Origin of the sequence: Paenibacillus sp. JJ-100, from assembly GCF_948329825.1 — a bacterium.
Taxonomy (GTDB): domain Bacteria; phylum Bacillota; class Bacilli; order Paenibacillales; family Paenibacillaceae; genus Paenibacillus.
Map to the genome: position 1 here is coordinate 169,207 of NZ_CAOJCM010000005.1, position 25,012 is coordinate 194,218.

Sequence of the window (25,012 nt, forward strand, 5' to 3'; positions counted from 1 at the left end):
CATCATATGCTTTGAACTGGGCATCTGCCACTTTCTTGGCCCTACTTTTACACATCATTGATCCGATTCATTCTAAATTCACGCAACTGTTACACCTCTTCTGGTCTAATTAGGCTGTACAAAGCTTAGAAACAAGGCAGCTGTCCACGCCCCATTTCCGCTCATTTCATAGGATATAGTGTCTGAGTATCAACGAATGGATAGGGATACGTCTGCACACCGGTCTGCGTTATCGCGATGTTAGAGCCATGCATTGATGGGCCGGCGTGCTGGAATATAGATTCATGGTCGCGCGATAACAACAAAGGAGGAACGGTCATGTTCCCAGAAACGATCGGTATTATGTTCGATTCACGCATGTACCGGGGGATACCGGCCGGAAGGACTGGTCAGGAATCACTCGCCAATTATGAGCAGGCCGCAGCCTGTTACGGATTAACGCCTTGCTTTTTAAGGCTGGAGGATATCGACTTGGATCATAAGACATGCCTGGCTTATGTGAAAAAAGAAGGTAGATACGTCCGTGAACGTATGCCACTTCCTTCTGTGATCCATAACCGCTCCCTCCAGCTTCGCGGTGCAGAGCAGCGGCAGATTACTCGCTTGCTGCTACAAGGCATCCAGATATATAACGTGCGTAATCGCTATCGCAAAGATTATGTACATGAAATGCTGCGGCATGATCCTTTTTTAAAAGATCACCTCCCTCAAGCCGTTAAAGCAACGCCTGAAACGCTTATTTACATGATGGAACATTATAAGGATCTCATCATTAAACCGTGCAACGGCAGCGTCGGTCATGGGATCATGCGGCTGTTCCAGCAAAACAGACATTGGAAACTGACCTGTGAAACTAGGGCGTCACGCAAAGGTTGGGCAACTTTCCGCTTGAACCGGGGACAATTACCCACGGCTATACTTCGGCGAATATTCCATCATGCGTATCTGATTGAAGAGCGTATTCCGCTGATTCGATATGAAGGCAGGCCTATTGATCTGAGAGTGTCCGTGCAGCGTGGAGAAGACGGGTTATGGAGTGTAACGGGCATGTTTGCCAAAGCAGCACCAGCCCATACATTTGTGACGAACATCGCACAGGGCGGTAAGGTCATGACCGTTGCAGAAGCTTTGGGTCTGACTGCACCAAGTATGGAGCTCTTTCAGCTCGAATCCCGCATTGGGATGGTTGCACTTCGCATTGCCCGAACGCTGGCAGCCAGCCTGCCTCATCTTGCCGATCTCGGGCTTGATCTGGGTATAACGCGCAGCGGTCAGGTGTTTTTTATCGAGTGCAACGGACGGGATCAACGGTATGGCTTCCTCAAGGCTGGCATGAAGGATCATTGGCTGTTAACGTATAACAAACCGATTGCTTACGGACGTCTGCTCTTGGATCAAAATTCCCTCATTCCAAGGCAGCCACAGACCTATGATCGTGGATTATATTGATTTCATTCGGGATTTGTGTCAATATTATGCAGAATGGCCGCTTTGGCGACCTTGAAGTTTGTATTAACCCTAAGGGGGATATTCATGGCAAAAACGCTGTTGCGATTAATGACCGAGCTTTCCTCGCGCAAATGGATCTCCCGGACCGTGGGAGCTTTCTCCAAAAGCCGGGGTAGCAAAGCATTTATCCCATATTTTGTTCGGACCTACAACATCCCTGTACAGGAAGCCGAGAAAGATTGGAAGGAATATCGTTCGCTGAATGATTTCTTCACCCGCAAACTAAAACCGGGGATGCGCCCGCTTGACCTTTCAGAACACGCCCTGATTAGTCCCGTCGACGCCAAAATTACGGCTGCCGGTCCGGTATCAGCAGGAACACTCCTGAATGTGAAGGGGCAAAATTATACACTTGCTGAATTATTAAACCATTCTCCTCATCTCGAGAAGTATAAGCACGGTTACGGATTTGTGCTCTATCTTAGCCCTCGCGACTATCACCGCATTCATGCACCTGTGACTGGACGCAAAATCGAGAGTGAGCACGTCAAAGGCAAAGTTTATCCTGTTAATGACTTTGGGCTAACTCATATGAAGTCGGTGCTCAGCCGTAATGAACGGCTTATTACCTATATTGAGCATGATTATGGTGAGGTGGCTCTCGTCAAAGTTGGTGCAATGAATGTTAGTAGTATTCAATATGCAGATACCGATACGAGTTCCTGGGCACAAGGAGATGACCTCGCCTACTTCGAGTTCGGCTCTACCGTTGTACTTCTTATGCAAACAGACACCTTCGAACCGGCACCAGACCTACAGCCAGGAGATTCGGTTAAAATGGGGACTCTGCTTGGTCGTCTGAAACCCAAACATTAACCATTGTTGGTATACGCAGACAAAGAGGATGGCGCTGCACCTTAATCAGGTGTAACGCCATCCTCTTTATTCATGCCTTATTAAGGATATGACTGCAAAACTAACGTTCGTTCATGAAATACTGCGCTAACTATAACTTCATGTATACGGACATCGCGAATGTTTACTTCGCCTTATTGGCATGTCAATAGCTCGTTAAAACCATACATCCTGAGGTTCTTCCACCGGTCTCAGTCGGCGCATACGATTCCGATAAATACTGTATCCCTTCATGGAATTTCTGCGGCTACGGACCCGACGTTTTCTTCTGATCATCACATGTTCCCCCTTCTAAGGTCATCTGGAATGCTAGTTACTTACCCGGGCAATCCAGCAATGAAACGATGTGATATGGGTTTGAATGTGTTTTTAACGAATCTCTGATGGACTTTTACCCGTGTACTGCTTGAACTGACGACTGAAGAAAAAGATGTCCCGATATCCTAATGCATCTGCAACCTCTGTCACATTCATTCCGGTATATACCAAGAGATGTTCTGCCCGCTCGATGCGCATACGAATAATATGAGACTGTACAGATGATCCAATCAGTTCTTTGAACTTGATAGAAAAGTAACGTGGTGACAGACCGGCCCGTGCTGCCAGATCTTCTACACGATGGGTAATTCCGGGATGTTGACGAACATAATTCGCAACCTCCTGAATGACATCGGATAACTGGTTGCTCACCTTTTTCTCAACGGGCTCTTCCGTATCCGCGCGTAATAAATGAATCATCAACTGCTTCAGAATCAGCTTACTCTCCTCATCACGTCCGTACACATCCGATAAAAATAGCCGAACGTACCGTGCTAGCAAATGCTCGAATTCCACCGTTTCTTGGAGTTCACGATAAGACTGAGGCACGTCAACGACGGGCCCGTCCACATCAAAGTGAATATACGTCAGCACAAGTGGTTTCTGCCTATTATGCGTTGCACTTGTATGATCCCCGGGACGGAACAGGAAACAGCTTCCTTTACCTACCTCGTAAGGCTGATCATTCAAAATAACGGTCCCTTCACCACTCCACACATAAAATAAATCATAATTTTGCATTGGTTTTTCCCGTTTCTGCCATCTCCAGCCTGGTTCACAGACGATCTTGGCGACAGCAGGCAAAATTATAAATGATGACGGCGATGCATGCAGCATATCGCCATTCCCCCTTGACAATTAATCTCTATACACGCTTATCCCATTATACAGTGGAATCTACCGAAACGAAAATGCACACTTTTCCCACGCAGTTCGCATTCGCTGTATGCCTTCTCGGATCACTGCTTGTTCCAGATGAGCAAACCCGAAACAAATGGCAGCATGTCCAGGCATCAATCGATACTGCTCTACATCCCGGAACAACACCCCCTGATCATGAGCATGTTGGGTGAATCGTTCATAACTTGCCTGATCTCCGTTCCAGACGGCATAGATTGTGAGACCCGAATCTCCAGGTTGCATCGTGAACGCTTGCGGCAGACAACGTCTCATCTCTTCCATAAAAAAATCATGCCGTTCCCCATACAATCGGGTTAGTCTCCGCAAATGTCGCATATATCCCCCTCTTGTCATGAACCTGGCTAATGCACGCTGTTCCAACAGCGCTGGTGAGACTGGTTCATACAATGCCTTGGCCGCAAGCAGAGGCTCCACAAGACTTCGAGGCAATACTGCATAACCTAATCGGAACGAAGCCGGCATCGTTTGAGAGAAAGAACCGATATATATTACACGTTGCTCACGGTCAAGTACCTTGAGCGGTTCGATCGGTCGTCCTCCCCAGCGAAACTCACTATCGTAATCATCTTCAACAATAACGGCATTTTGTTTGGACGCCCAGGACAGCAACGCCCGTCTTCGTTCCAACCCGAGCACAGCTCCTGTCGGAAACTGGCGCGTCGGTGTAACAAATAACGTTTTGGCCTTCCACTCCTGCGGAATAATGCCCTCCTCATCCACTTCAGCTGGAATCACCTGACCGCCACAGGATCTGACTGCATGCACGATGCCTTGATAACCTGGACTCTCCAGCACAACCGGACTGCCCTCAGTAATCAGCAACTGGCACAACAAGGTAATGCCCTGGATTGATCCACTGAATAGCACGATTTGAGAAGCCTCCGCCTGAATGCCGCGTGTCCAGCGGAGATGTGCAGCAATAGCTTCCCGCAGCTCTGGATCACCTGCTGCACCCTCTGGCTCCCGCCAGCCGCTGCGATGAACCGCAGCCAGCGCGCTTTTCCACTCGGCTGCAGGAAAGTGTTCTGTGAGCAAACGCTGCATCCGAAAATTAATGACGGATTCATGGGCCGGTTGAACCTCTTCACGGGAGCGGGAGCGCTCCTGTTCTGCCCCTAGAGAAAGCAGCCGCTCACCCCATGAAGATAAAGATAATACCGCTTCGGTTTGAACGTGATGCTGTGAGGACAGGGATTCCGTAACATAAGTTCCTTTTCCCGTATAAGCATGGACATACCCATCAGCCATCAGCATATCGTATACCTGGGCTACCGAACCCCGAGACATGTCGTACTGTGTTGCTAATACACGTGTAGACGGCAGTCGTGCTCCTGCTTCCAGTGTGCCCGCATGAATTGCATCCCGCAGTGCATGATATAACGCCAGATATTTATAACGATGTTGAAGCTCATACGAGTCAAGCGGTAGCCATAATTCCAAGTAACTCTCCTCCTTTTCCTGTCTTATGCAATCACATGTGCCCATTGTTCAACCGTTCATCACAATTGGCCTATAAAAATGAATGTAAATTGGATCTATTTTACTGTCAATATACGTTCTATAGTTATTTCCATGATAAACGACTTCGCTATACAATGCGCTAACATTTCTAATCTTAAATAATGGGGGAAAACACATGAGACGCAAAGAATTTTCAATAGAAGAGGAACAGGAAATCATCACATTTCTAGATCAAAGTTCCTTCGGGTATCTGGGAACGGTCAGTCCAGACGGGGAACCGAGAGTAACTCCGCTGAATTTTATATATATGGATGGATGTTTTTACTTTCATGGCAGTCTTGCTGGGGAAAAGATGAAACAGATCAAAAAGCATTCGTCCGTCAGCTTTACCGTGGCAGAGGAGTTTTCGCTGATTCCTTCCTTTTTCAGTGATCCCGAACTGGCTTGTCCGGCAACCTCCTTCTTCAAAAGCGTAATGGCTTCTGGTCAGGCAGAGCCTGTAGAGGAGCTGGATCTAAAGGGTAAAGTGTTACAGCGTTTCATGGAGAAACTTCAGCCACAAGGTGGTTATGTACCCATTGATGCAGCAGATAACCGTTACAGGGGCCAGCTCAAAGCCGTTGCTGTCGTGCGGATTGTACCAGAGCGAATCAGTGCCAAGTTTAAATTCGGACAAAATTTACAACCCGAACGATTTGATCATATCCGTAGTGAATTGCACAAACGAAACGAAGGCCGAGATCATGAGACCGTTGATATGATGCGAAAATATTGCCCGTTCCATCAGCAGTAAGCTGTGAAAACGGAGTTAGAGAATTTGTTCCAATCCCATATTCTCACTTTCACAACAACGCGGTGAAGTAATATAACTGTCATATTGCGTTATTTACGTGACGCGGCTATGTCAAGGTGATATAATGTTAGGCAGTTGAATCACATTGACTTGGAAGGATGAAAAGTATGAATACACTGGCTGAACAGTTGAACGAAAGTATTCAGAGCGGCAGCAGTCACGTTTACTCCATGCTGTCACAACTCGGCAAAGAAATTTATTTTCCTAAAGAAGGTATTTTAAGTCAATCTGCGGAAGCAGCAAGCCTAGCCAAGACCTATAATGCAACGATTGGTATCGCCCTAGAGGGTGGTGTACCGATGCATCTTCCTGTAATTCAAGAGAAGTTATCTGCATTCCAGCCAAAAGATCTGTATCCTTATGCTCCGCCTGCTGGTAAACCCGAATTGCGGACTGTATGGAGAGACAAAATGTTGAAGGAAACCCCTTCACTTGAAGGTAAATCATTCGGGAACCCGATTGTAACGAATGCATTAACACATGGACTAAGTATCGTAGCTGATCTGTTCACTGATGAAGGCGACGCTGTTATATATCCGGATAAAAACTGGGAAAATTACGAGCTGACTTTCGGAATTCGCCGTCATGGCCAGTTGATTCATTATCCATTGTTCGATGAGCAGATGAACTTTAATAGTGACGGACTGCTTGAAGCTTTGCTTGCACAGAAGGACAAGGGTAAAGCTATTGTACTGCTCAACTTCCCGAACAATCCGACCGGTTACACGCCAGGTGCTGCTGAAGCAGATGCCATCGTAGATGCCATTCGTCAAGCCGCGGAAGCTGGTGTAAATGTAGTTGCCGTTACGGATGATGCCTATTTTGGTCTGTTCTTTGAAGATTCCATTCATGAGTCTCTGTTCGGTAAGCTGGCCAACATTCATCCGCGTGTATTAACGGTGAAGATTGATGGAGCAACGAAAGAAGAGTTTGTGTGGGGCTTCCGAGTTGGTTTCATTACATTCGCCCATGAGGATGCTGACGTACTTCGTGCATTGGAACAAAAAGCGCTCGGCATCATTCGTGCAACCATCTCTAGCGGACCACATCCTTCACAGACGTTTGTTCTGGATGCGCTGAAGGCACCTGAGTTTGAAGCTCAGAAGCAAGAGAAGTTCGAGATTATGAAAGGCCGCGCTAACAAAGTTAAAGCAATTCTTGACAGCGGTAAATATGGAGAAGTATGGGATTACTATCCGTTCAACTCCGGTTACTTTATGTGTCTGAAGTTGAAACACGTAGGTGCCGAAGAACTCCGTAGCCATCTGCTGCATCAATATGGCGTAGGTACGATCGCACTGGGTGAGTCTGATCTTCGGATCGCCTTCTCCTGCATTGAAGAAAACAATCTGGAAGAATTGTTTGATACGGTCTACCAGGGCGTGCAGGATCTGCAAAACAACTAAATGATTACCGTCTATACTAGACGTTTTGATGAACAGAACCCTTTGGAGCCTACTGCGAAAGCAGTCTCAGCTCCAAAGGATTTTTCCACTCTGTCTTGCCTACATTACAACTTTTTTTTAAGGAAAAGTGTCATGTACATCTTATGGTTTTCGCCGTGACATCTATATCTTTTCCCGGACAGAAGCCCAAAACACGGATGAACGGGCTGAGGCCCAATCAGCCTAACCCCAAAGCACATAATATACGATGTACGCAAGGGCGTGCCAAACCATCACTCGAAAGGGGTATGACCCATGTCCCAAGTTGAAGATACAAGAGGCGGATACGGATACGGATACGGCGGCGTTGGAGGATTCACAAACATTGGTGCCATTCTGGTACTGTTCATCTTGCTCGTAATCATCACAAAATCGTTCCTCTACTAATAAGCCGTCTATGGTTACACCCCTGACATCATGAGTTCACATAACGTAAACCCAAAAAGAAGGGTATTTCCGGGCTATACCTGGAAATACCCTTCTTTTGATATACAATGAAGCACAATGAAGGACAGATCATATATGATGCATGACATTCTGCTCTACTCATCCTCTTCTTCTTTCAACCATTTGCTGCCCTGAGAGCGGCGCATCAACACAACTACCAGCACACCGAGTATGAGTGCACTACCTGTTACACCAAGTCCTTCTATTCCTGCAGCAAGCATCGGCAGCCACATGAGGAATAGAGCTATGATATGAAGCTGGAAAATGAAACCGAGCACCTGTGAGCGCCGGCCTTCTCCTGAGATCGGGTAGATCATAATCCAGAAGGATTCACCGTGGCTACGGCGCAGCACCCCAAGCTGTACACCTGTAAGTAGCAGGAAGAACAGAAATACCCCAACCCCGAAGTAACTACCTGCCGTCCACCAGGACAACAGCATACCCAGAACGATCAGACGTAGTACAATAGTGAATACTTCTGTTCGAATAAACGTTTTGGTCATGAGGTATCGATAGGCTTGCCCTGCGTTCCACGGAAGGCCATTTCCCCATTTGCTGAGCCAGCGTCGAGTGCTTACTTTCTGTCCAGACGAAGGCACCTCTACGAACCAGCCGAGTGTCCTCATCACTCTACCCGCCTGTGTCTGCTCCACCTGAATGAGACGTTCCCAGGCGATCCGATGTTTAACCGGTACACGCAGTGCAACGATATAGACGGCAGCTAGCAGCAACAGGAACCACAGACTACGTAATGGAGGCTGCCATAGCCAAGCCGCAACAGCCAGAATCGCCAGTGCCCAGCGAAGTACCCGATACCCTTTGTAGGCTCCTGCCTGAACCATCCTTAGCTCTTGCCAAGCCCCATAACTGGATAGCACTTTCCATACTGCGAGAAACAGAATCGACCAGCCTAACGGCTTGGCCTCTGCATCTGCCCTTACATATAGCGGCCACAACGTAAGAAAAACGAGCAGCAGCCCCAGCATTTTATAAATAACGCCTCGAACAAAGCTGTTCTTCAAATAGTCCTGCATCCGGTACTCCTGCGGCCGCAGGAAGACAATATCTGCCGGAAGCAGATATGTACGGTAACTACTTAGCAGAACAAGGGGTGCCAGCAGCATCAGAGCAATCCAGCGAATCGGAAATCCCACAGGAATGTTCTGTACAAACGATGTATACCAAGCAGAGAAAGCAATGATCAGAAACAAAAAGACCATCGCTACACCACTCTGGATGACATAGCCCAGATAAGGAAGAATTCCATTCCAGAAACCTGTCCGACGTTGCTTCCATAACAGCTTGAGATCCATACTAATCCCTGCCTTGTACGAGGGAATAGAACATATGCTCCAGCGGTGTGTCAGACTCCCCGAACTGCGTGCGTAATTCATTCAGTGTACCTTGTGCAATTACATGTCCACGATGCAACACAACAAAACGATCACAATAATTTTCAATCGTCGACAAAATATGTGAACTCAGCAATATGGAAGACCCGGCTGCTTTCATCTCCAACATAAAATCAAGCAGGGAACGAATCCCCAGAGGGTCTAGCCCCAGAAAAGGCTCATCAATAATGTAGAGAGGCGGGCCCGCTACAAACGCACACATAATCATGACCTTTTGCCGCATCCCTTTGGACAGGTGCGTGGACAGACTTGTGCTTTTCTCATTCATGCGGAACAATTTCAGCAGCTTCTCTGTCCGTTGTTTGAAATCTGCCTCGGACACATTATACGCTCTGGCTGTAAACTCTAAGTGTTCCATGACCGTCATTTCATCATATAACTCGGGAGATTCCGGGACAAAGGCCATCGCGGATTGATAAATCTGTGCGTCCTCATCCCGCTTTTTCCCCATCACCCGAACCTCTCCCTGCTGGGGAGTCATCAGGCCAAGAATGTGTTTCATGGTTGTGCTTTTGCCAGCGCCGTTCAGTCCGATTAGTCCGACCATTTCTCCGCGTCCAACCTCCAGATTAATGCCATGAAGCACCGGCCGTTTGGCACTATATCCTCCACTAAGCCCGCTGATTTGCAGCACAGGCGATTGAACGTTCTCCATCTATCGCTGCACCCCTTTCATCCAAATTATTCCTCAGAGCGCGGTGCTCTGTCTTTACTCCATTTGGGTGCTCCCTTGTTTTTACGATTCTGGTCGCGGTCCGAGCGACTTGCATGACCAGATGGCTTACTACCTGCCGATCTCTGCGCTGAAAGGGTCGCCCTTGCACCTGACGTTTTGCCGTTTGAAGCCGGCTTGCGATCACTGGACTTCCCCGGTTTGCGAGAAAACGAATGTCCTTCCGGGCGAGTATCTGGCCGTGGATCGGCCTCGAGAACTTTGCCACCAAACAGAACACGTTCCTGCAACTCAATGCCAAGTTCCCGTGCGAATTTACGCATAATGAAAATTTGCGTTTCATCAACGATAGATAATACGATCCCTGAACGCCCCATTCGGCCTGTCCGACCTGCACGGTGGACGTAATGCTCTGAGTCAAAGGCAGGATCGTAATTGATAACCATTGGCAATCCCTCGATGTCCAGTCCTCTTGCTGCTACTTCGGAAGCAATCAGCAATTGGATTTTGCCATTACGGAAGGCAGCCAGTACGTTACTGCGAGTCACTTTGTCAGCATCTCCATACAATGCTGCTGCTGGTAGCCCGAGATGATTCATTTTTGCCTCAACCTCACCGATGTCTTCTGTTGCATTCACAAAGACAATGGCCCGATCCGGCTTGTATTGTCTGACCAGACGACGAAGCATATCAATCTTGTTGCGGCTCTCTTCTACAAAGTAATAATGTTCAAGTCCGGCAGCCGTCGCGCGGTCTGGTTCGATCCCGATATGCACAGGTTCTTTCATCTCGCGCTTCGCAAGTAGCGCTGTATGTTCATCAATTGTAGCGGACAGGAAGATTAACTGACGGTCACGTAGCGCGCTTTTCAACACAAACTCCACGTCGCTTACGCCGCCGAGCTGAAACACCTGATCTGCTTCATCAATAACAATGGTGGATACATTGTGCATCTTCAGCTTTTTGAGTGTAATCAGTTCCTTCAACCGTCCTGGTGTACCCACAACGAGTTCGGGGTGCTCTCGGAGCTTCTCAATCTGACGTTTGACAGCCGCACCACCGATCAGTCCCTGCACACCAATGCCGCGATCCGCACCATAACGCTGTGCCTCACGTACAATTTGCATCGCAAGTTCCTGCGTAGGCGCTATGATCAGCTTCTGGGTTCCTTTTATGTCATTCTTAATGGATTGCAACAGAGGCAACAGATAAGCCAGCGTTTTCCCAGTTCCCGTCTGGGATTTGGACACCACATCTTTACCTTCCAAAATAACCGGAATGGTCTGTGCCTGTACCGGAGAAGGCTGGTTAATGCCGTGTTGAGCCAGTAACGTCTCCAGATCCTGTGCAATACCTATTGATGCAAAAGTTTGATTCGTCATGTATTCCATCCTTTAAATTGATTTCGTAAAAAACATCCTGTCACCACATTACTTTTCATTATATGCCAAAAAAGCCTGCGTACCAAATCTTAATTCAAAATGTTCAATTCAGCAAAAAAAAAAGAAAAGCCCCTCCAACGGCGCTCTTCTTAATCCGATATATGATGCACTTGTTACATCCTACTTCTGATTCATTATACTGTGTGTCAGTCGATCAGCAAGCCGTGGGAATAACTGGTACAACCACATACCAGCTGATGCAATCCGCGGTAGATTCACTTCTTCTTTGCGTCTCTTCATAGCTCGGATCATGTGGCCTGCTACTTTTTGTGGTGTCAGCATCATCCAGCGCACATTGTTTACATAATGTCCCGAGGGGTCTGCACGGTCAAAAAACGGAGTATCAATAGGGCCTGGATTAATCGTAGTAACGGTAATGCCCGTCTTGCGCAGTTCTTGACGCAACGCGTTGCTGAATCCGATTACCGCATGCTTCGTGGCCGTGTAAGAAGCTGATTTGGCCGTCCCAATCTTACCAGCCATCGAAGCAACGTTTATAATCTGGCCTTTGCCCCGTTCCAGCATCTGTGGAAGAACTGCTTTGGTGCACCGGACTATTCCCATATAATTCACGTCCATCATCTCGTCAAATTCCTGCACGGACATGTCTGTCATCGCGGCAAATTTTCCGTAACCGGCATTATTGAGTAGGATATCGATTCGTCCGTATTTATGTAACATCGCGTCTACAGCCGTCTGAACCTGCTCACTGTCTGTAACATCCAGTGTAAGCAGCTCATGCTGTCCCTGTAGTGAAGCACCAATCTGTTCCAGCTTGTCCGACGAACGAGCAGCTAGAATGGGGATAGCACCTTCTTCAATCAGCATTTGCGCACAAAGCGCACCAATTCCGCTCGATGCTCCTGTTATAAAAACAACCTGATCTTTCAGCATGGTTGATGTCCTCCCGTAATAAACACACTGGCCTTGAATGGCCTATGCTTTTATTTTACGAGATCATCACCTGAATATCCATCTCGCCAATTCCATCCATCAACAAAGGAATGCTCAACGCTTTCGTTGCGTTAAGGGTGGTTATATGCTCAGATTGCATCACTTGCGGTGGAGTAATATCCACGACGACGCCCTGATTAGACAAAATTGTACTTGCATTACCGCTGATCATATTACCCAGTTCCGAAATTGCACTTTTACTCATTTCGTCCAACTCTGTAATCACAAAACCACCCATCATGGCCGAAACAATTTTCAAAGCAACCGATTCTTGTATACCAAAAACAATATTTCCGCTCAACTGTCCAGTCATCCCAATCACGATCCAGACATGGTCAGCAATGTACTCAACATTCTTCACGCCAAGACTCCCGGTGGAAGGCGAAACCTGGATGAGCTGTTCAAATACGTTACGTGCCGATTCCAGGAATGGATTGATCACTTCCGCTTTCACTGTCTATGTCCTCCTCACACTGGGTTATTGGTCACATACCAAAAGTCCCATATTCAATGATTTAATTATACTTTATCACGTACGAGAATTCATTAAAAAACTAGAAAATAATGTGTACTATAATTTATCGTCATTCGAATAGCAATTGTTTATAGCTGATCTGATCTGCATTTCACTTCTTTGGAAAAATATTTTTGATCTAAACGAGAGATCAGAAGATAGGGACTTTTATACTATCTTTTTTGTACACGTTCAACTTTTTTGAAACAATAAACCATCTCATATTTATCAGTCCGTCGACCTACTCAAAATATGATCTATCTGCCTTCATTGCTCTAGTGTCCGTAATCACCTATAATTTATAGATAAGAGAAACTGTACACGTCACGGAATTCTACGCATGACACATGACATACAGAGGATATTTGCTGCAAGGAGGCCGTATATGAACATCAGCCAATTGGAAACGCTAATTACCATTTCCAAAACAATGAGTTTTCGTAAAGCGGGTGAACTTCTTAACCTGACCCAGCCGGCTGTTTCGGCCCAGATCAAAAGCCTAGAAGACGAATTCAACACCGTTCTTGTGGATCGGAATCAACCTGTAACTCTCACAGATCGCGGACAGGTTTTTCTGGAACATGCTGAGCGGATGCTCGACATCGTGGATGAATTAAAACAAAAGCTGTCTGACTTGGATGAAACACCGCAAGGACGCATTGTACTTGGTACCACCACATCCATAGCAATCCAGATTCTACCGAGGGTTCTTTCGTACTTTCAGGATCAATTTCCACTCATCAAAACGAGTATCCAATCGCTTCCTTCTTCCCAAATTTATACCCAGGTCGAGAACGGTATCGTGGACATTGGAATCGGATACCTCACGGAGCGGAACCCTAATCTCAGTACATCGGTTTTGTATTACGACACCTTCGAACTGGTTGTATCTCCTTCCCATCCACTGGCGAAGAAAAAACATGCGGCAGTTGACGTACTGCGGAGCACACCACTCATTCTACTGTCACCAGATACGGTCGGACGCAGGTTTACAGAAGCTGTATTCAAAAAGTATAACATTGAGCCCAATGTCGTCATGGAATTGTCGAGCAGTGAAGAAGTGAAACGAATGGTGGAGATCGACCTTGGTGCTGCGATTATCTCCAAACAATCCGTAGCACAGGAATTACGGCAGGGTACATTGCGCATGATTCCTTTAAGTGAACTGGAGGTCAGTCATCCTGTAGGTGTCATCTACAAATCCAGTCGTTACCTCAACTCAGCGATGCATCAATTTTTGAGTGATCTCAAGGGTATGCCAGAAACACAATTTATTAGCTCGGAATAAAAATAGATGAGAAGAAAGGGTAGGGATTCCAATGAAATTTGATCTACATACACATCATTTCCGTTGTGGTCATGCGGACGGTAATATTCGGGATTACATCGAAGCAGGCATTGAGGCGGGGCTTCAGGCCATCGGAATCTCCGATCACACCCCTTACTTTGGCAGTGAACTGGAGCAGGCGTATCCGCGAATTGCGATGGGTAAATCTGAATTGCAACATTATGTCGCTGAAGTGCTCGCGTTAAAAGAGGAATATGCCGGAAAAATCGATGTCCTGCTCGGTATTGAATCTGACTTCTTTCCGAAGCATGCTGAACTGTATCGTTCGACGCTGGGACAGTATCCGTTTGACTATATTATTGGTTCTGTTCATCATACAGAGGACGTTAGTATTTTTAATAAAACCCGCTGGAAGGGACTAAGCTCTGCTCGTAAAATTAAAGTGAAAGAAGGCTACTATGCGTTAATCGCGCAATCAGCTCGCAGCGGCATGTTCCAGATTCTTGGACATATTGATGCCATGAAAGGTAACTATCCACCATTCTCCGAAATTGTTGCTGACCATGCGATTGACGAAACGCTCCAGGTGATCGCTGATGCGAACGTTGCCATCGAAATCAACACTTCAGGCAAAACCAAACTCAGCGGTGGCTGGTACCCATCCGATGCCATCTTGGAACGTGCGAATCATTACGGTGTAAAAGTTACCTTCGGTTCAGATGCTCATATCCCTGAGCGAGTAGCAGATGAGTTAGACAATGTGCGCACACGTTTGCGAGAGATCGGTTTTTCGGAATGGGTGTATTTCAAACAAAAAGAGATGCAGATTGTGCCGTTATAGAAGCTATGATAGAAAGATCACCCGTGTAGATACGTAGATACATGGTGATCTTTTTCTTTTGCCGTTTCAACAAACATTTTAACCTATCTGCTCAAAAAAAATGGACCCGCGATGTGCGGGTCCCAACAGCATAATCTATTATCAAAAAGGGGGTCATGAGATAAGTTTACCCCTTGTCTGTTAGAGTTCAATTGCAACAATATTTCAATTGTGTAACAAAAAGCATGAGGAATGTTTCAACCCTGTGTTTCTCTATTTTACAAAGAAATTCCAGGCTTGTTCGACGCTTGGGTATATACGCTCTTTCTGAAGATGTCATGTTGAAACTGCTCGCGGTACATCCCATACACCTTAACATCCATCGAGCATTCAGATGCTACATCTTGCCCTTCGTTCAACCCGTATGATGGAAGTTTGCGTTCATACGTCATGCCCATTTTAAGCAGTACTCGCTCCGAGGAACCGTTAGCCTCATAACACCTTGCTTCCACTCTCCATAGATGAAGATCATCAAATCCGAATGTGAGCATGCGGTGAACGGCTTCCGTCGCTACACCTTTACCCCAACATGACTTGTTCAGGATGTAACCGATCTGTGCTGTCCCTTTTTGGTCATTCCACTGCTGGAAGGAGGTTATACCGATCACTTGTTCTCCGTCTTTCCAACAGATGCCGTAATGCAGCGAATCTAACTTGGTACTACTGCTTCGAATCTGATGCAGCAGTTTCCTTGCTCGAATAGGAGCAGGCTGAGTCCCTCGATTAACGTAGCGAATGACTTGTGGATCGGATAACAGATCAGATAAAGTGATGTAATCACTCTGGCGTAATGACCTTAGTACAAGACGTTCCGTCCATAAGGCAGGCAGGCCTTGGATCAGCATGTTTCGGTTAAGCATGACAATCACTCCTTTGCCTAAACGGTTTTTAGTCCGGTAAGACAAGCATGCTCTATAGATGATTCGGCATCATATCACTCATCCGATGACATAAGCTGTAGTATGTCCCCCCATGAATCAGCTTTATACTGTGAAGACATTCTATTCCTGCAAACCACGATAGATCCCCAAACGGATCTCACGTACATAAGCATCAAGTGCTGGGACTTTTGCTCTCTGAGCAATCTGCACTTCATGTTCAATATCGTAAGGAACTCGGACGAACTGGAGGTTGAATGGCTTCTGGATATCGTCGTTCCGCTCGCCTTCGAGAATGCAATATGAAGCCTGAGGAAGATCAAGCGGATTACCCACACTTCCTGTATTAAATAACATTTTCCCATCCAGGTATTGTAGAAATGCATTATGCACATCCCCATAACCTACAATATCAGCGACCCCTGTCCCCTCTTTCGCTGGAGGATCGAACATTGCCAGTCGCCTGTCCATATCATCCCAAGGCTGCACGCGGTGATATACGCTCTGTGGTGAAGCGTGAACTAGCCTTATCAGTCGGCCACTTATTTTAAATTCATAACTGAAGGGAAGACTCGCCAAATAAGCTACTCGCTCTGCGCCCAGTTGTTCTGCTTGCCATGTAAAATCCACGACATCCTGGTTTACAGCAACAAGTTCGTCCCAGTTGCCGCGAATGACGACCTCACATACCGATCTGATCTGGTCAACGACTTCCGCTGGTTGCGGCCCCTTACCTACAAGGTCTCCGAGACAAAAGATTCGGTCCACACCGCGACGTTGAATGTCTTTCCATACAGCTTCCCAGGCAGTCATGTTACCATGAATGTCGGATACAATTGCTATTCGTTCCATCTGGTTCCCCCCATTCATGTCCCACATCGTATTTATCAATGCAATTTAATCTTCTTATATCTTATTTCGATCTCAAGTGGAGCACCGTAAGCTCCGGTCTGCACAGAAAGCGAATGGGTAGCTGTGTCATGCCGAACCCCCGATTTACATATACTGGCATCTGGTACGGAGAAGTGTAGTGTAATCCATGTATATATTTGCGCGATCCCCGAGGTGTTGTCATCGCTCCAAGCCAGGGAAAACGAACTTGCCCCCCGTGACTGTGACCCGAGAGCTGTAATCCGAAACCGTGTGGAGCTGCATAATCCGCATAATCCGGTTCATGCACCAGCAGCACCTTCCATATGCTCTCATGTAATCCGTCAACTGCTTTTTCCGGCTCCGGATGGCCTGTCAGAGCATCATCTAATCCCACTACGGCGATTCGTTCTCCTTCTTCTTCTATAACAACATGTTGATTGCATAGTAACGTAAAGCCCGCTTCACGAAACATATTCTGTACATCTTTTTGTTGGCGTCCACGATAGTCATGATTGCCCAAAACAGCAAATTTCCCGTATTTCGCTTCCATGGATGCCAGAACAGGCACACATTCACGCATCGGCTCTGCCATTCTCTCTACAATATCTCCAGTAAAGCAGATGAGATCAGGATGCTGCTCCTCAACCCGTACCGACAACTTCCTTAATTCTTTTACCCCGGTATGAAAACCTAGATGCACATCGCTGAAATGAACAATCCGCAATCCGTCAAACGTTTTTGGAAATAAAGGAAGATCAAGATCTACGTGATTGATTTGCAATCGTCTTGGCTCCCACAGAGCGTACCCCAACGTCAATACACTAGCCCCTATTGTCATTAATATTTTTCGTAATTGAACCATTCGACGAGAAGGGTCATGATCCTTTTCTTCACCAGGAAAAAGAGGTTTTTTCGAATTGTATGTTTTGCTCGGGGGTTGGAACGTTGAGCTACTGTTGTTCGAACGTGGTGTCTTCCCCATCTCTTTCCTCCTCGAATCGTATTACTAAAAAATGAAAAGCTGTGCTCCGTCTATATTCAAGCTTGTAATAATGTAGTATACCATATTCTGTATCGGATGCCTGGTTCCTTCGGCTGACGACAAAAGAAGCCGTGACCCTGTCAGATACTACACAGGGATCCACGACTTCTTCGATCGGCAGAGTCATCTCTGCTTATGCGTTACAATTTTGGTTATACACCCAGCCAACGTTTGAACATGTGCTTGGTGGTTTGTTTATTCATTTCGGCGATTGAAGTAGTGAGCGGAATGCCTTTTGGACATGAACGGACACAGTTCTGCGAGTTACCGCATCCTTCAATACCGCCATCTTCCATCAGTGCTTCCAAACGTTCTTCAGCGTTCATCTCACCTGTTGGGTGAGCATTGAACAGACGAACCTGGGATAGAGCAGCCGGCCCAATAAAGTCCGTTTTCTCGTTTACGTTAGGACAAGCCTCGAGGCATACACCACATGTCATACACTTGGACAGCTCATAAGCCCATTGACGTTTCTTCTCAGGCATCCTTGGTCCTGGACCAAGGTCATAGGTGCCATCAATTGGAATCCACGCTTTAACGCGTTTTAGAGCGTTAAACATCCGTGTACGGTCAATGACCAGGTCACGTACAACCGGGAATGTTTTCATCGGTTCGATACGTACCGGTTGTTCAAGCTTGTCGATCAAGGCAGCACACGCTTGACGCGGCTTGCCATTAATAATCATGGAGCAAGCACCACATACCTCTTCAAGACAGTTGGATTCCCAGCATACTGGGGCGATGGACTTGCCATCCTTGTTCACCGGGTTCCGCTGAATCTCCATCAGGGCGCTGATCACGTTCATATTCGGACGGTACGGAAGTTCAAACTCTTCAGTATAAGAAGATGACTCCGGGCTGTCTTGACGGGTAATAATAAACTTGACGGTTTTGCTCGCTGTTGCTTGTTCCGCCATATCGTTGTCCCCTCCTCTGGTGACGATGATTGTATTGCTAGTGTGCAAAGCGGCTTTTTTGGTGCTCGGGTAGACGCTCCGGTCGTGGAATGCCCTTTGGATCGCCATTACCCCCGAATTTTTTTGATCCACCCTTACCAGGGTGAAAATTCGGTGATAAACGCGAACGCTTCGCTTCTTCCGGGCATTTCCACTTCCTCCGCTACGCCGTGCACCTCGTGTTGCTTTGCTGGAAACTGCAATCCATTCCTCTGGATTGCTATATTTTTTTGTAAAAGCCTGCTCATGCTAGGCTTCCTGAATTAAAAAGTGACAAAGCAGTGTTGGTGATCGGATGGATGTTCCGATTGCGGGACGCCCTTCGAATCGCCATTACTATCTTCAGCTTAGTCTTTCGAGTAGTCCCGGATACGCGGTGGAATCAGGGATACGTCCACTGGCTCGTACGAGATCTGCGGGCCTTCCTTCGTCCAGCTTGCGATGGTCGTTTTCAGGAACTCCTCATCGTTACGCTCAGTGAATTCCGGCTTGTAGTGTGCACCGCGACTTTCGTTACGGAGCAACGCACCTAGAGTCATCGCTTCTGCAAGCTCAAGCATATTCCACAATTGGCGGGTAAATGCCGCACCAGGGTTGTTCCAACCCGAGTTGTCGTACATATTGATTTTGCCATAACGCTCTTTCAGTTCCTTGATTTTGCCGATGGTTGCTTCGAGCTTGTCGTTGTAACGAACCACGGTCATGTTAGCTGTCATCCATTCGCCCAACTCTTTGTGAATTACGTAAGCATTCTCGGTACCTTGCATTTTCAGGATGCCTTCGTATTTCTCGGTTTGGCGTTTTGTATAACCATCGAATACGGAAGAAGAGATATCTGCCGATGATTTCTTCAATCCTTTGATATATTCAGCAGCTTTCGGTCCAGCTACCATCCCACCATAGATCGCGGATACGAGAGAGTTTGCACCCAAACGGTTCGCACCATGATATTGATATTCACATTCGCCAGCTGCAAACAAGCCAGGGATGTTCGTCATTTGGTTATAATCTACCCACATGCCGCCCATGGAATAGTGAACTGCCGGGAAGATTTTCATCGGAATTTTTCGTGGGTCGTCACCCATGAACTTCTCATAGATTTCGATAATTCCGCCCAGTTTAACATCCAGTTCCTTCGGATCTTTGTGAGAGAGGTCGAGATAGACCATGTTCTCGCCATTCACACCTAGTCCCATGTCTACACAGACACTGAAGATTTCACGTGTCGCGATATCACGCGGTACAAGGTTACCGTAGGATGGATATTTCTCCTCAAGGAAGTACCAAGGTTTACCGTCTTTGTACGTCCAGATCCGACCACCTTCACCACGAGCAGATTCAGACATCAGACGCAGCTTGTCGTCTCCCGGAATCGCTGTAGGGTGAATCTGGATGAACTCTCCATTCGCATAATTCACACCTTGCTGGTATACCGCGCTTGCCGCTGTACCCGTGTTGATAACGGAGTTTGTTGTTTTACCAAAAATGATACCCGGACCACCACTTGCCAAAATAACGGCTTCCGCAGGGAAGGTCTGAACTTTCATTGTTTTGAGATCCTGTGCCACAATACCACGGCATACGCCTTCATCATCGATAACAGCTTGCAGGAACTCCCAGTTCTCATACTTGGTCACGAGGCCTGCTGCTTCCCAGCGGCGTACCTGCTCATCCAGTGCATAGAGCAACTGTTGGCCCGTTGTCGCGCCGGCAAACGCAGTACGGTGATGCTTCGTACCCCCGAAACGACGGAAATCCAGCAAACCTTCCGGTGTACGGTTAAACATTACGCCCATCCGGTCCATCAGGTGGATAATGCCAGGTGCTGCTTCACACATCGCTTTAACTGGAGGCTGGTTAGCGAGGAAGTCTCCTCCGTATACCGTATCGTCAAAGTGTACCCATGGAGAATCGCCTTCCCCTTTGGTATTTACCGCACCGTTGATACCGCCTTGGGCACATACGGAGTGTGATCTTTTTACAGGAACCAGTGAAAATAAATGAACATGGACTCCGGCTTCAGCCGATTTGATCGCCGCCATCAACCCCGCGAGACCGCCGCCCACAATAATTACATTCGATGATGCCATTGCTAGTTCACTCCCTCTAAGTAAGCATTAATCTTAAGATTTAATCAGTAAGCATGAATTACAAATAACTAAACCAACAAGCATGAATACATCAGTTTAAATTAATATTAAAAAGCGTTCATTCGCCGATTTTAGACCAAAATCGATTTAACCGTGTCGATCATTGAAGTCGCTGTCTGGAAATCAACGTTCCGGAAAGCAAACAATGAAGCGATAAACATAATGGAAACCAGTGCGAACAGGCTCATGCACACATAAGACGATACGCGCTGCGCACGAGGTCCAACCGTAATTCCCCAGCTAACGAGGAACGACCAGAGACCGTTTGCAAAGTGATATGACGCTGCAACCACACTGATCATATAGATCGCAAAGGTTATTGGATTCGTCACAGCATTATGAATGACGCCACCAATCTCCTCATGTGTTACATTACCCAAAGCAATTTGTACACGCGTCTCCCATACATGCCAGATCACGAAAACAAACGTGATGATCCCGCTAATTCTTTGCAGGGTATAGCGCCAGTTGCGCTCATTGCCGTAACGTCCCACGTTAGGCTTAGCCTGGTAAGCAATATACAGACCGTATACACCATGATAGAACAGCGGCAACCAGATGAGGAGCGCCTCAATAACAATAACAAGAGGCAGACCGTTCAGAAATGCAACGGCACCATAAAAAGCTTCTTTGCCGCCTTCAACTGCCGTGAAGTTCGTCACCAAGTGCTCTACAAAGAACAGACTGAGCGGAATGACGCCGAGCAAGGAGTGCAGCTTTCTGGAGTAAAACCCTTTCATAAAATGTCGATCCCCTTTCGCTAAATACAACGTTTTCATAAAACTATTCGTATATCATGACAAAATTCCTTCTTGCATGAGAAGGTTCGACAAATTGTTCCGATTTCATCAGGTGTGAACAACTTGTGTCACAATTCATGTTACTCCTTTTTTTCTTATAAGGGAATTGCAATATAATTATTAAATGTTATAACTTATAGGTATAAGCATTAAATTCAACCTGTTTACACGTTATAAAATCAAAACAACAGCTTTATCTGGCTTACAATAGATCAAACCATTAATCAAGGGCAAGAATCACATCCATAAGAAAAGAGGTCTGTGTTCATGTTCGAAGATCTAAATGCATTTGCGGCAGTGGTGGAACAATCTAGCCTGAATCGTGCTTCCAAGTTGCTGAACCTGTCTCAGCCTGCGCTCTCACGTAAAATCTCCAAACTTGAGGATGAGCTTGGGGTTTCGCTGTTCCATCGCCGAGGCAAACGGCTGGAATTAACCAGTGTAGGTCAGCTTGCTTATACCTTCGCCGTTGAGCAAAAACAGCAACAGCAGAAATTTCTCACCATGTTGTCTCAGTACAAAGACGAGGAACAGAGCATTATTACCCTCGGAGCCAGCCTAACGACACTTCAGACGACCCTGCCCCCGTTGGTTAATACCTTTATGGAGAAACATCCGAATACCGAGCTAAAGTTGTTAACAGGCAAGACACATGAGATCGTTTCTTTTGTACGTGACAAGAAGGCCGATGTTGGCATCGTTGCTTCGTCCATTAGCGAAACGGGGCTGAACTGTATCCCCCTGTTTGATGACCATCTGGAGCTCGTCGTGCCACTTACACATCCGCTTGCAGGCAAAGAGGCCGATATGGAGCATTTGCAGGACATGCCAATGATTACGTTCTCCAAAGGAACTTGGTACCGCAAACTGACAGACGACCTTTTCCAACGTTGTACCGTGATGCCTGATATTCGTATGGAAATCGATTCATTTGAAGCGATTATCCGGCTGCTGCCTACCTGCAAAGCCGCTGCCCTGCTTCCCAAATCCTATCTTCGTCCGCAGCTGCTGGCAGATAATGATCTTGTTGCTGTGCATCTCCCTCAGTTGAAGCAGACCCGAAGAACAACTTGCATGATTTATGGGGAAAAGGAAGACCTCAGCGAAACGTCCAGACAATGGATCAGGGAGACGACTGCATTTTTTACAGCAAAGGCGCCATTGCCTTCACGGAGGGCGACAGCGCCTTGATCGATTCTTTAACGGTCATCACTGCTAACAGCGAATTGGCTCAGTTTTCCTGACTTATGACCTCTTCCTCAAAACGTTCAATGTCATCATTATTTCCAATAATAATCATAATGTCGCCTGCTTGCAGCGAATCCATCGCGGTCGGGGCAATAATGACCCCGGCTTCTTTTTGCAGTGCTACAATACTACAGTTGAAGCGTACACGGGCATTGAGCGTAGAGAGGGTTTTATTGTGCAGACAGGCAGGCACCTTCATCTCTACGATACTGTAATCATTGGACAATTCAATGTAATCCAGCAGGTTGGGTGTAACCAATTGGTGAGCCACTCGAATGCCCATATCACGTTCAGGGTAAACGACACGGTCAATGCCCAGTTTATCAAGTGCCCGTCCGTGAAGAACAGAGATCGCCTTGGCCACAACCGTTTTGACACCCAGCTCTTTGAGCAAAATGGCGGTGAGAATGCTCGTCTGGATATCGGCGCCAATAGCGACGATTCCACAGTCAAAATTGCGGATACCCAGTGAACGAAGCACTTCCTCATCGGTAGCATCCGCCACGACAGCATGAGTGACCAGGTCTCTCATGTCTTCCACAAGCTCTTCATTTTTATCAATACCAAGTACCTCATAACCTTGTTCCATTAGTTCTTGCGCCAGACTCGATCCGAACCGTCCAAGGCCAATTACCGCAAACTGCTGTTTTCTCATTCTATCCTCACGAACCCCTCTATCCAATAATCATTTTACCTTCGGGATACCTGTATAAGTCTTTACCCTTTTTCTGCCCCAGTGCATACGCCAGCGTAATCGGTCCAAGTCGTCCAGCAAACATCGTAAAACAAATCATCAACTTACCAAATGTGGTCAACTTAAGTGTAAGACCAAGGGAGAGTCCTACCGTTCCAAAAGCAGATGTCGTTTCAAATAATATCATTAAAAAACCACTATCCTCTGTCGTACTCAATATCATCGTTACTGTAATAATGAATAGCAGTGCTAGCAGCGTAATCGTAAGCGCCTTGAAAATACGTTCCTGCAAAAGTCTATAGCGGAAAAAGACGATGTCTTCTCGTCCACGCATCATGGCAATCACTGCTCCCGCCATAATCAGAAACGTTGTTGTTTTGATCCCGCCTCCGGTTGAGCCAGGGGATGCACCGATAAACATCAATATAATCATGAAAAATTGCGTGGCCTGCCTCAGTCCGGCAATATCCACTGAATTGGCACCGGCTGTACGTGGTGTTACGGACTGGAAGAATGAGCCGAGCATTTTACCGCCCCAGTTCAGACCGCCTAACGTGCGCGGATTGCTGAACTCAAACACAAAAATAACGAGCGCACCAATCACAATTAATAAAGCGGTTATCAGCAATACAACTTTGGAGTGTAATGATAGCTTTTTTGTTTTATGATAGTCCACCAGATCCGACAGCACCACAAAGCCAATCCCCCCGGTAACAATCAGAAACATAGCAGTGAAATTAACAAGTGGATCATTGACGTAATCGGTCAGACTGCTGAAATCACCGAACATATCGAAACCTGCATTGTTAAACAAAGAGATTGCATGCCAGTACCCATAATATATGGCCTGACCAATCGGCATATCAAACGACCAGCGCAGTGCAAACAATGTACCGCAGATCCCCTCCAGAATCAGAGAGTAAATCACAACTTTGCGGATTAACCGCACGATCCCCTCCATGGTGGTCTGGTTCATCGCTTCCTGTAATATTAAACGCTCTTTGAGCGAAATTTTCCGTTTGAATGCAATCGCAACGAGTGTAGACATCGTCATGAATCCCAGTCCGCCAATTTGAATTAGAATCGCAATAATCACCTGACCCAGCACAGAAAAATAAGTTCCTGTGTCCACGACAACCAGCCCTGTTACACTGACTGCCGATGTTGCCGTGAAGAGTGCATCGATAAAGGCCAGGCTATCACCACTTCGGCTGGAGAACGGAAGCATTAGCAGCAGTGTGCCGATCATAATAATGCCAGCGAATCCTAGCACCAGAATACGGGGTGGCGATAATCGCATCCGTTGAATATTGACTTTCACTCAGTACCATCCACCTCTACTAAAAAGAAAATAACTCCACCGGGTGGAGCTCATGTCTAAATCAAACAAATGCATCAT

23 protein-coding genes are annotated in these 25,012 nt (G+C 46.7%); 8 read left to right on the forward strand and 15 right to left on the reverse strand.

Annotated elements, in window-relative coordinates:
- Positions 1-318: 318 nt before the first annotated feature.
- Complete coding sequence (locus PQG66_RS18955) at positions 319-1,449, forward strand: YheC/YheD family endospore coat-associated protein (RefSeq protein ID WP_272039366.1); 1,131 nt, start codon at positions 319-321, stop codon at positions 1,447-1,449.
- 84 nt (positions 1,450-1,533) lie between these two features.
- Entirely contained in the window at positions 1,534-2,325 is a 792-nt protein-coding gene (gene asd / locus PQG66_RS18960) for an archaetidylserine decarboxylase (protein WP_272039367.1), read from the forward strand.
- 408 nt (positions 2,326-2,733) lie between these two features.
- On the opposite strand, the gene PQG66_RS18965 is transcribed toward asd, so the two are convergent.
- Both PQG66_RS18965 and pdxR read right to left on the reverse strand, forming a co-directional pair.
- Positions 2,734-3,519, reverse strand: coding sequence for a helix-turn-helix domain-containing protein (locus PQG66_RS18965; protein WP_272039370.1), 786 nt, complete (start codon positions 3,517-3,519; stop codon positions 2,734-2,736).
- A 60-nt stretch (positions 3,520-3,579) separates the two neighbouring features.
- On the reverse strand, positions 3,580-5,043 hold the full coding sequence (gene pdxR, locus PQG66_RS18970; protein WP_272039371.1) for a MocR-like pyridoxine biosynthesis transcription factor PdxR: 1,464 nt from the start codon (positions 5,041-5,043) through the stop codon (positions 3,580-3,582).
- A gap of 196 nt (positions 5,044-5,239) precedes the next feature.
- Between pdxR and PQG66_RS18975 the strand changes: the two genes are divergently transcribed.
- The 3 genes from PQG66_RS18975 to PQG66_RS18985 all read left to right on the forward strand — a co-directional run bounded on the left by PQG66_RS18975 (position 5,240) and on the right by PQG66_RS18985 (position 7,749).
- Entirely contained in the window at positions 5,240-5,857 is a 618-nt protein-coding gene (locus PQG66_RS18975; RefSeq protein WP_272039372.1) for a pyridoxamine 5'-phosphate oxidase family protein, read from the forward strand.
- Between the two features lie 167 nt (positions 5,858-6,024).
- On the forward strand, positions 6,025-7,323 hold the full coding sequence (locus PQG66_RS18980; RefSeq protein ID WP_272039373.1) for an aminotransferase class I/II-fold pyridoxal phosphate-dependent enzyme: 1,299 nt from the start codon (positions 6,025-6,027) through the stop codon (positions 7,321-7,323).
- A gap of 294 nt (positions 7,324-7,617) precedes the next feature.
- On the forward strand, positions 7,618-7,749 hold the full coding sequence (locus PQG66_RS18985) for a YjcZ family sporulation protein (protein WP_272039374.1): 132 nt from the start codon (positions 7,618-7,620) through the stop codon (positions 7,747-7,749).
- Positions 7,750-7,904: 155 nt separating this feature from the next.
- On the opposite strand, the gene PQG66_RS18990 is transcribed toward PQG66_RS18985, so the two are convergent.
- The 5 genes from PQG66_RS18990 to PQG66_RS19010 form a co-directional block, all read right to left on the reverse strand.
- Positions 7,905-9,122: an ABC transporter permease gene (locus tag PQG66_RS18990; RefSeq protein WP_272039376.1), complete on the reverse strand. Its 1,218-nt coding sequence runs from the start codon at positions 9,120-9,122 to the stop codon at positions 7,905-7,907.
- A 1-nt stretch (position 9,123) separates the two neighbouring features.
- Entirely contained in the window at positions 9,124-9,876 is a 753-nt protein-coding gene (locus PQG66_RS18995) for an ABC transporter ATP-binding protein (RefSeq protein ID WP_272039377.1), read from the reverse strand.
- A 26-nt stretch (positions 9,877-9,902) separates the two neighbouring features.
- The gene (locus PQG66_RS19000) at positions 9,903-11,276 is read right to left on the reverse strand and encodes a DEAD/DEAH box helicase (protein WP_272039378.1); all 1,374 of its coding nucleotides are present in this window, start codon (positions 11,274-11,276) and stop codon (positions 9,903-9,905) included.
- Positions 11,277-11,456: 180 nt separating this feature from the next.
- Complete coding sequence (locus PQG66_RS19005; protein ID WP_272039379.1) at positions 11,457-12,230, reverse strand: SDR family NAD(P)-dependent oxidoreductase; 774 nt, start codon at positions 12,228-12,230, stop codon at positions 11,457-11,459.
- A 55-nt stretch (positions 12,231-12,285) separates the two neighbouring features.
- Entirely contained in the window at positions 12,286-12,744 is a 459-nt protein-coding gene (locus tag PQG66_RS19010; RefSeq protein WP_272039380.1) for a chemotaxis protein CheX, read from the reverse strand.
- A gap of 445 nt (positions 12,745-13,189) precedes the next feature.
- Here PQG66_RS19010 and PQG66_RS19015 point away from each other — a divergent pair, with 445 nt between their 5' ends.
- Positions 13,190-14,092 (forward strand): LysR family transcriptional regulator, encoded by a 903-nt coding sequence (locus PQG66_RS19015; protein ID WP_272039381.1) that lies wholly within the window; start codon positions 13,190-13,192, stop codon positions 14,090-14,092.
- Between the two features lie 31 nt (positions 14,093-14,123).
- Entirely contained in the window at positions 14,124-14,933 is an 810-nt protein-coding gene (locus tag PQG66_RS19020; protein ID WP_272039382.1) for a histidinol-phosphatase, read from the forward strand.
- A gap of 257 nt (positions 14,934-15,190) precedes the next feature.
- Here PQG66_RS19020 and PQG66_RS19025 read toward each other — a convergent pair whose 3' ends face one another.
- The 6 genes from PQG66_RS19025 to PQG66_RS19050 form a co-directional block, all read right to left on the reverse strand.
- On the reverse strand, positions 15,191-15,832 hold the full coding sequence (locus tag PQG66_RS19025) for a GNAT family N-acetyltransferase (protein WP_272039383.1): 642 nt from the start codon (positions 15,830-15,832) through the stop codon (positions 15,191-15,193).
- A gap of 141 nt (positions 15,833-15,973) precedes the next feature.
- Positions 15,974-16,702 (reverse strand): metallophosphoesterase family protein, encoded by a 729-nt coding sequence (locus PQG66_RS19030; protein WP_272039384.1) that lies wholly within the window; start codon positions 16,700-16,702, stop codon positions 15,974-15,976.
- A 61-nt stretch (positions 16,703-16,763) separates the two neighbouring features.
- Entirely contained in the window at positions 16,764-17,705 is a 942-nt protein-coding gene (locus PQG66_RS19035; RefSeq protein WP_272039385.1) for a metallophosphoesterase, read from the reverse strand.
- A gap of 212 nt (positions 17,706-17,917) precedes the next feature.
- Complete coding sequence (gene sdhB, locus PQG66_RS19040; protein WP_272039386.1) at positions 17,918-18,682, reverse strand: succinate dehydrogenase iron-sulfur subunit; 765 nt, start codon at positions 18,680-18,682, stop codon at positions 17,918-17,920.
- A 386-nt stretch (positions 18,683-19,068) separates the two neighbouring features.
- Entirely contained in the window at positions 19,069-20,811 is a 1,743-nt protein-coding gene (sdhA, locus tag PQG66_RS19045) for a succinate dehydrogenase flavoprotein subunit (RefSeq protein ID WP_272039387.1), read from the reverse strand.
- A gap of 131 nt (positions 20,812-20,942) precedes the next feature.
- Positions 20,943-21,611: a succinate dehydrogenase cytochrome b558 subunit gene (locus PQG66_RS19050; RefSeq protein WP_272039510.1), complete on the reverse strand. Its 669-nt coding sequence runs from the start codon at positions 21,609-21,611 to the stop codon at positions 20,943-20,945.
- A gap of 327 nt (positions 21,612-21,938) precedes the next feature.
- On the opposite strand from PQG66_RS19050, the gene PQG66_RS19055 reads away from it, so the two are divergent.
- Positions 21,939-22,862 (forward strand): LysR family transcriptional regulator, encoded by a 924-nt coding sequence (locus tag PQG66_RS19055; protein ID WP_272039388.1) that lies wholly within the window; start codon positions 21,939-21,941, stop codon positions 22,860-22,862.
- A gap of 40 nt (positions 22,863-22,902) precedes the next feature.
- On the opposite strand, the gene PQG66_RS19060 is transcribed toward PQG66_RS19055, so the two are convergent.
- The gene (locus PQG66_RS19060; protein ID WP_272039389.1) at positions 22,903-23,574 is read right to left on the reverse strand and encodes a potassium channel family protein; all 672 of its coding nucleotides are present in this window, start codon (positions 23,572-23,574) and stop codon (positions 22,903-22,905) included.
- 19 nt (positions 23,575-23,593) lie between these two features.
- A complete protein-coding gene (locus tag PQG66_RS19065) occupies positions 23,594-24,913 on the reverse strand; it encodes a TrkH family potassium uptake protein (RefSeq protein WP_442955132.1) in 1,320 nt (439 codons plus the stop codon).
- Positions 24,914-25,012: the final 99 nt, after the last annotated feature.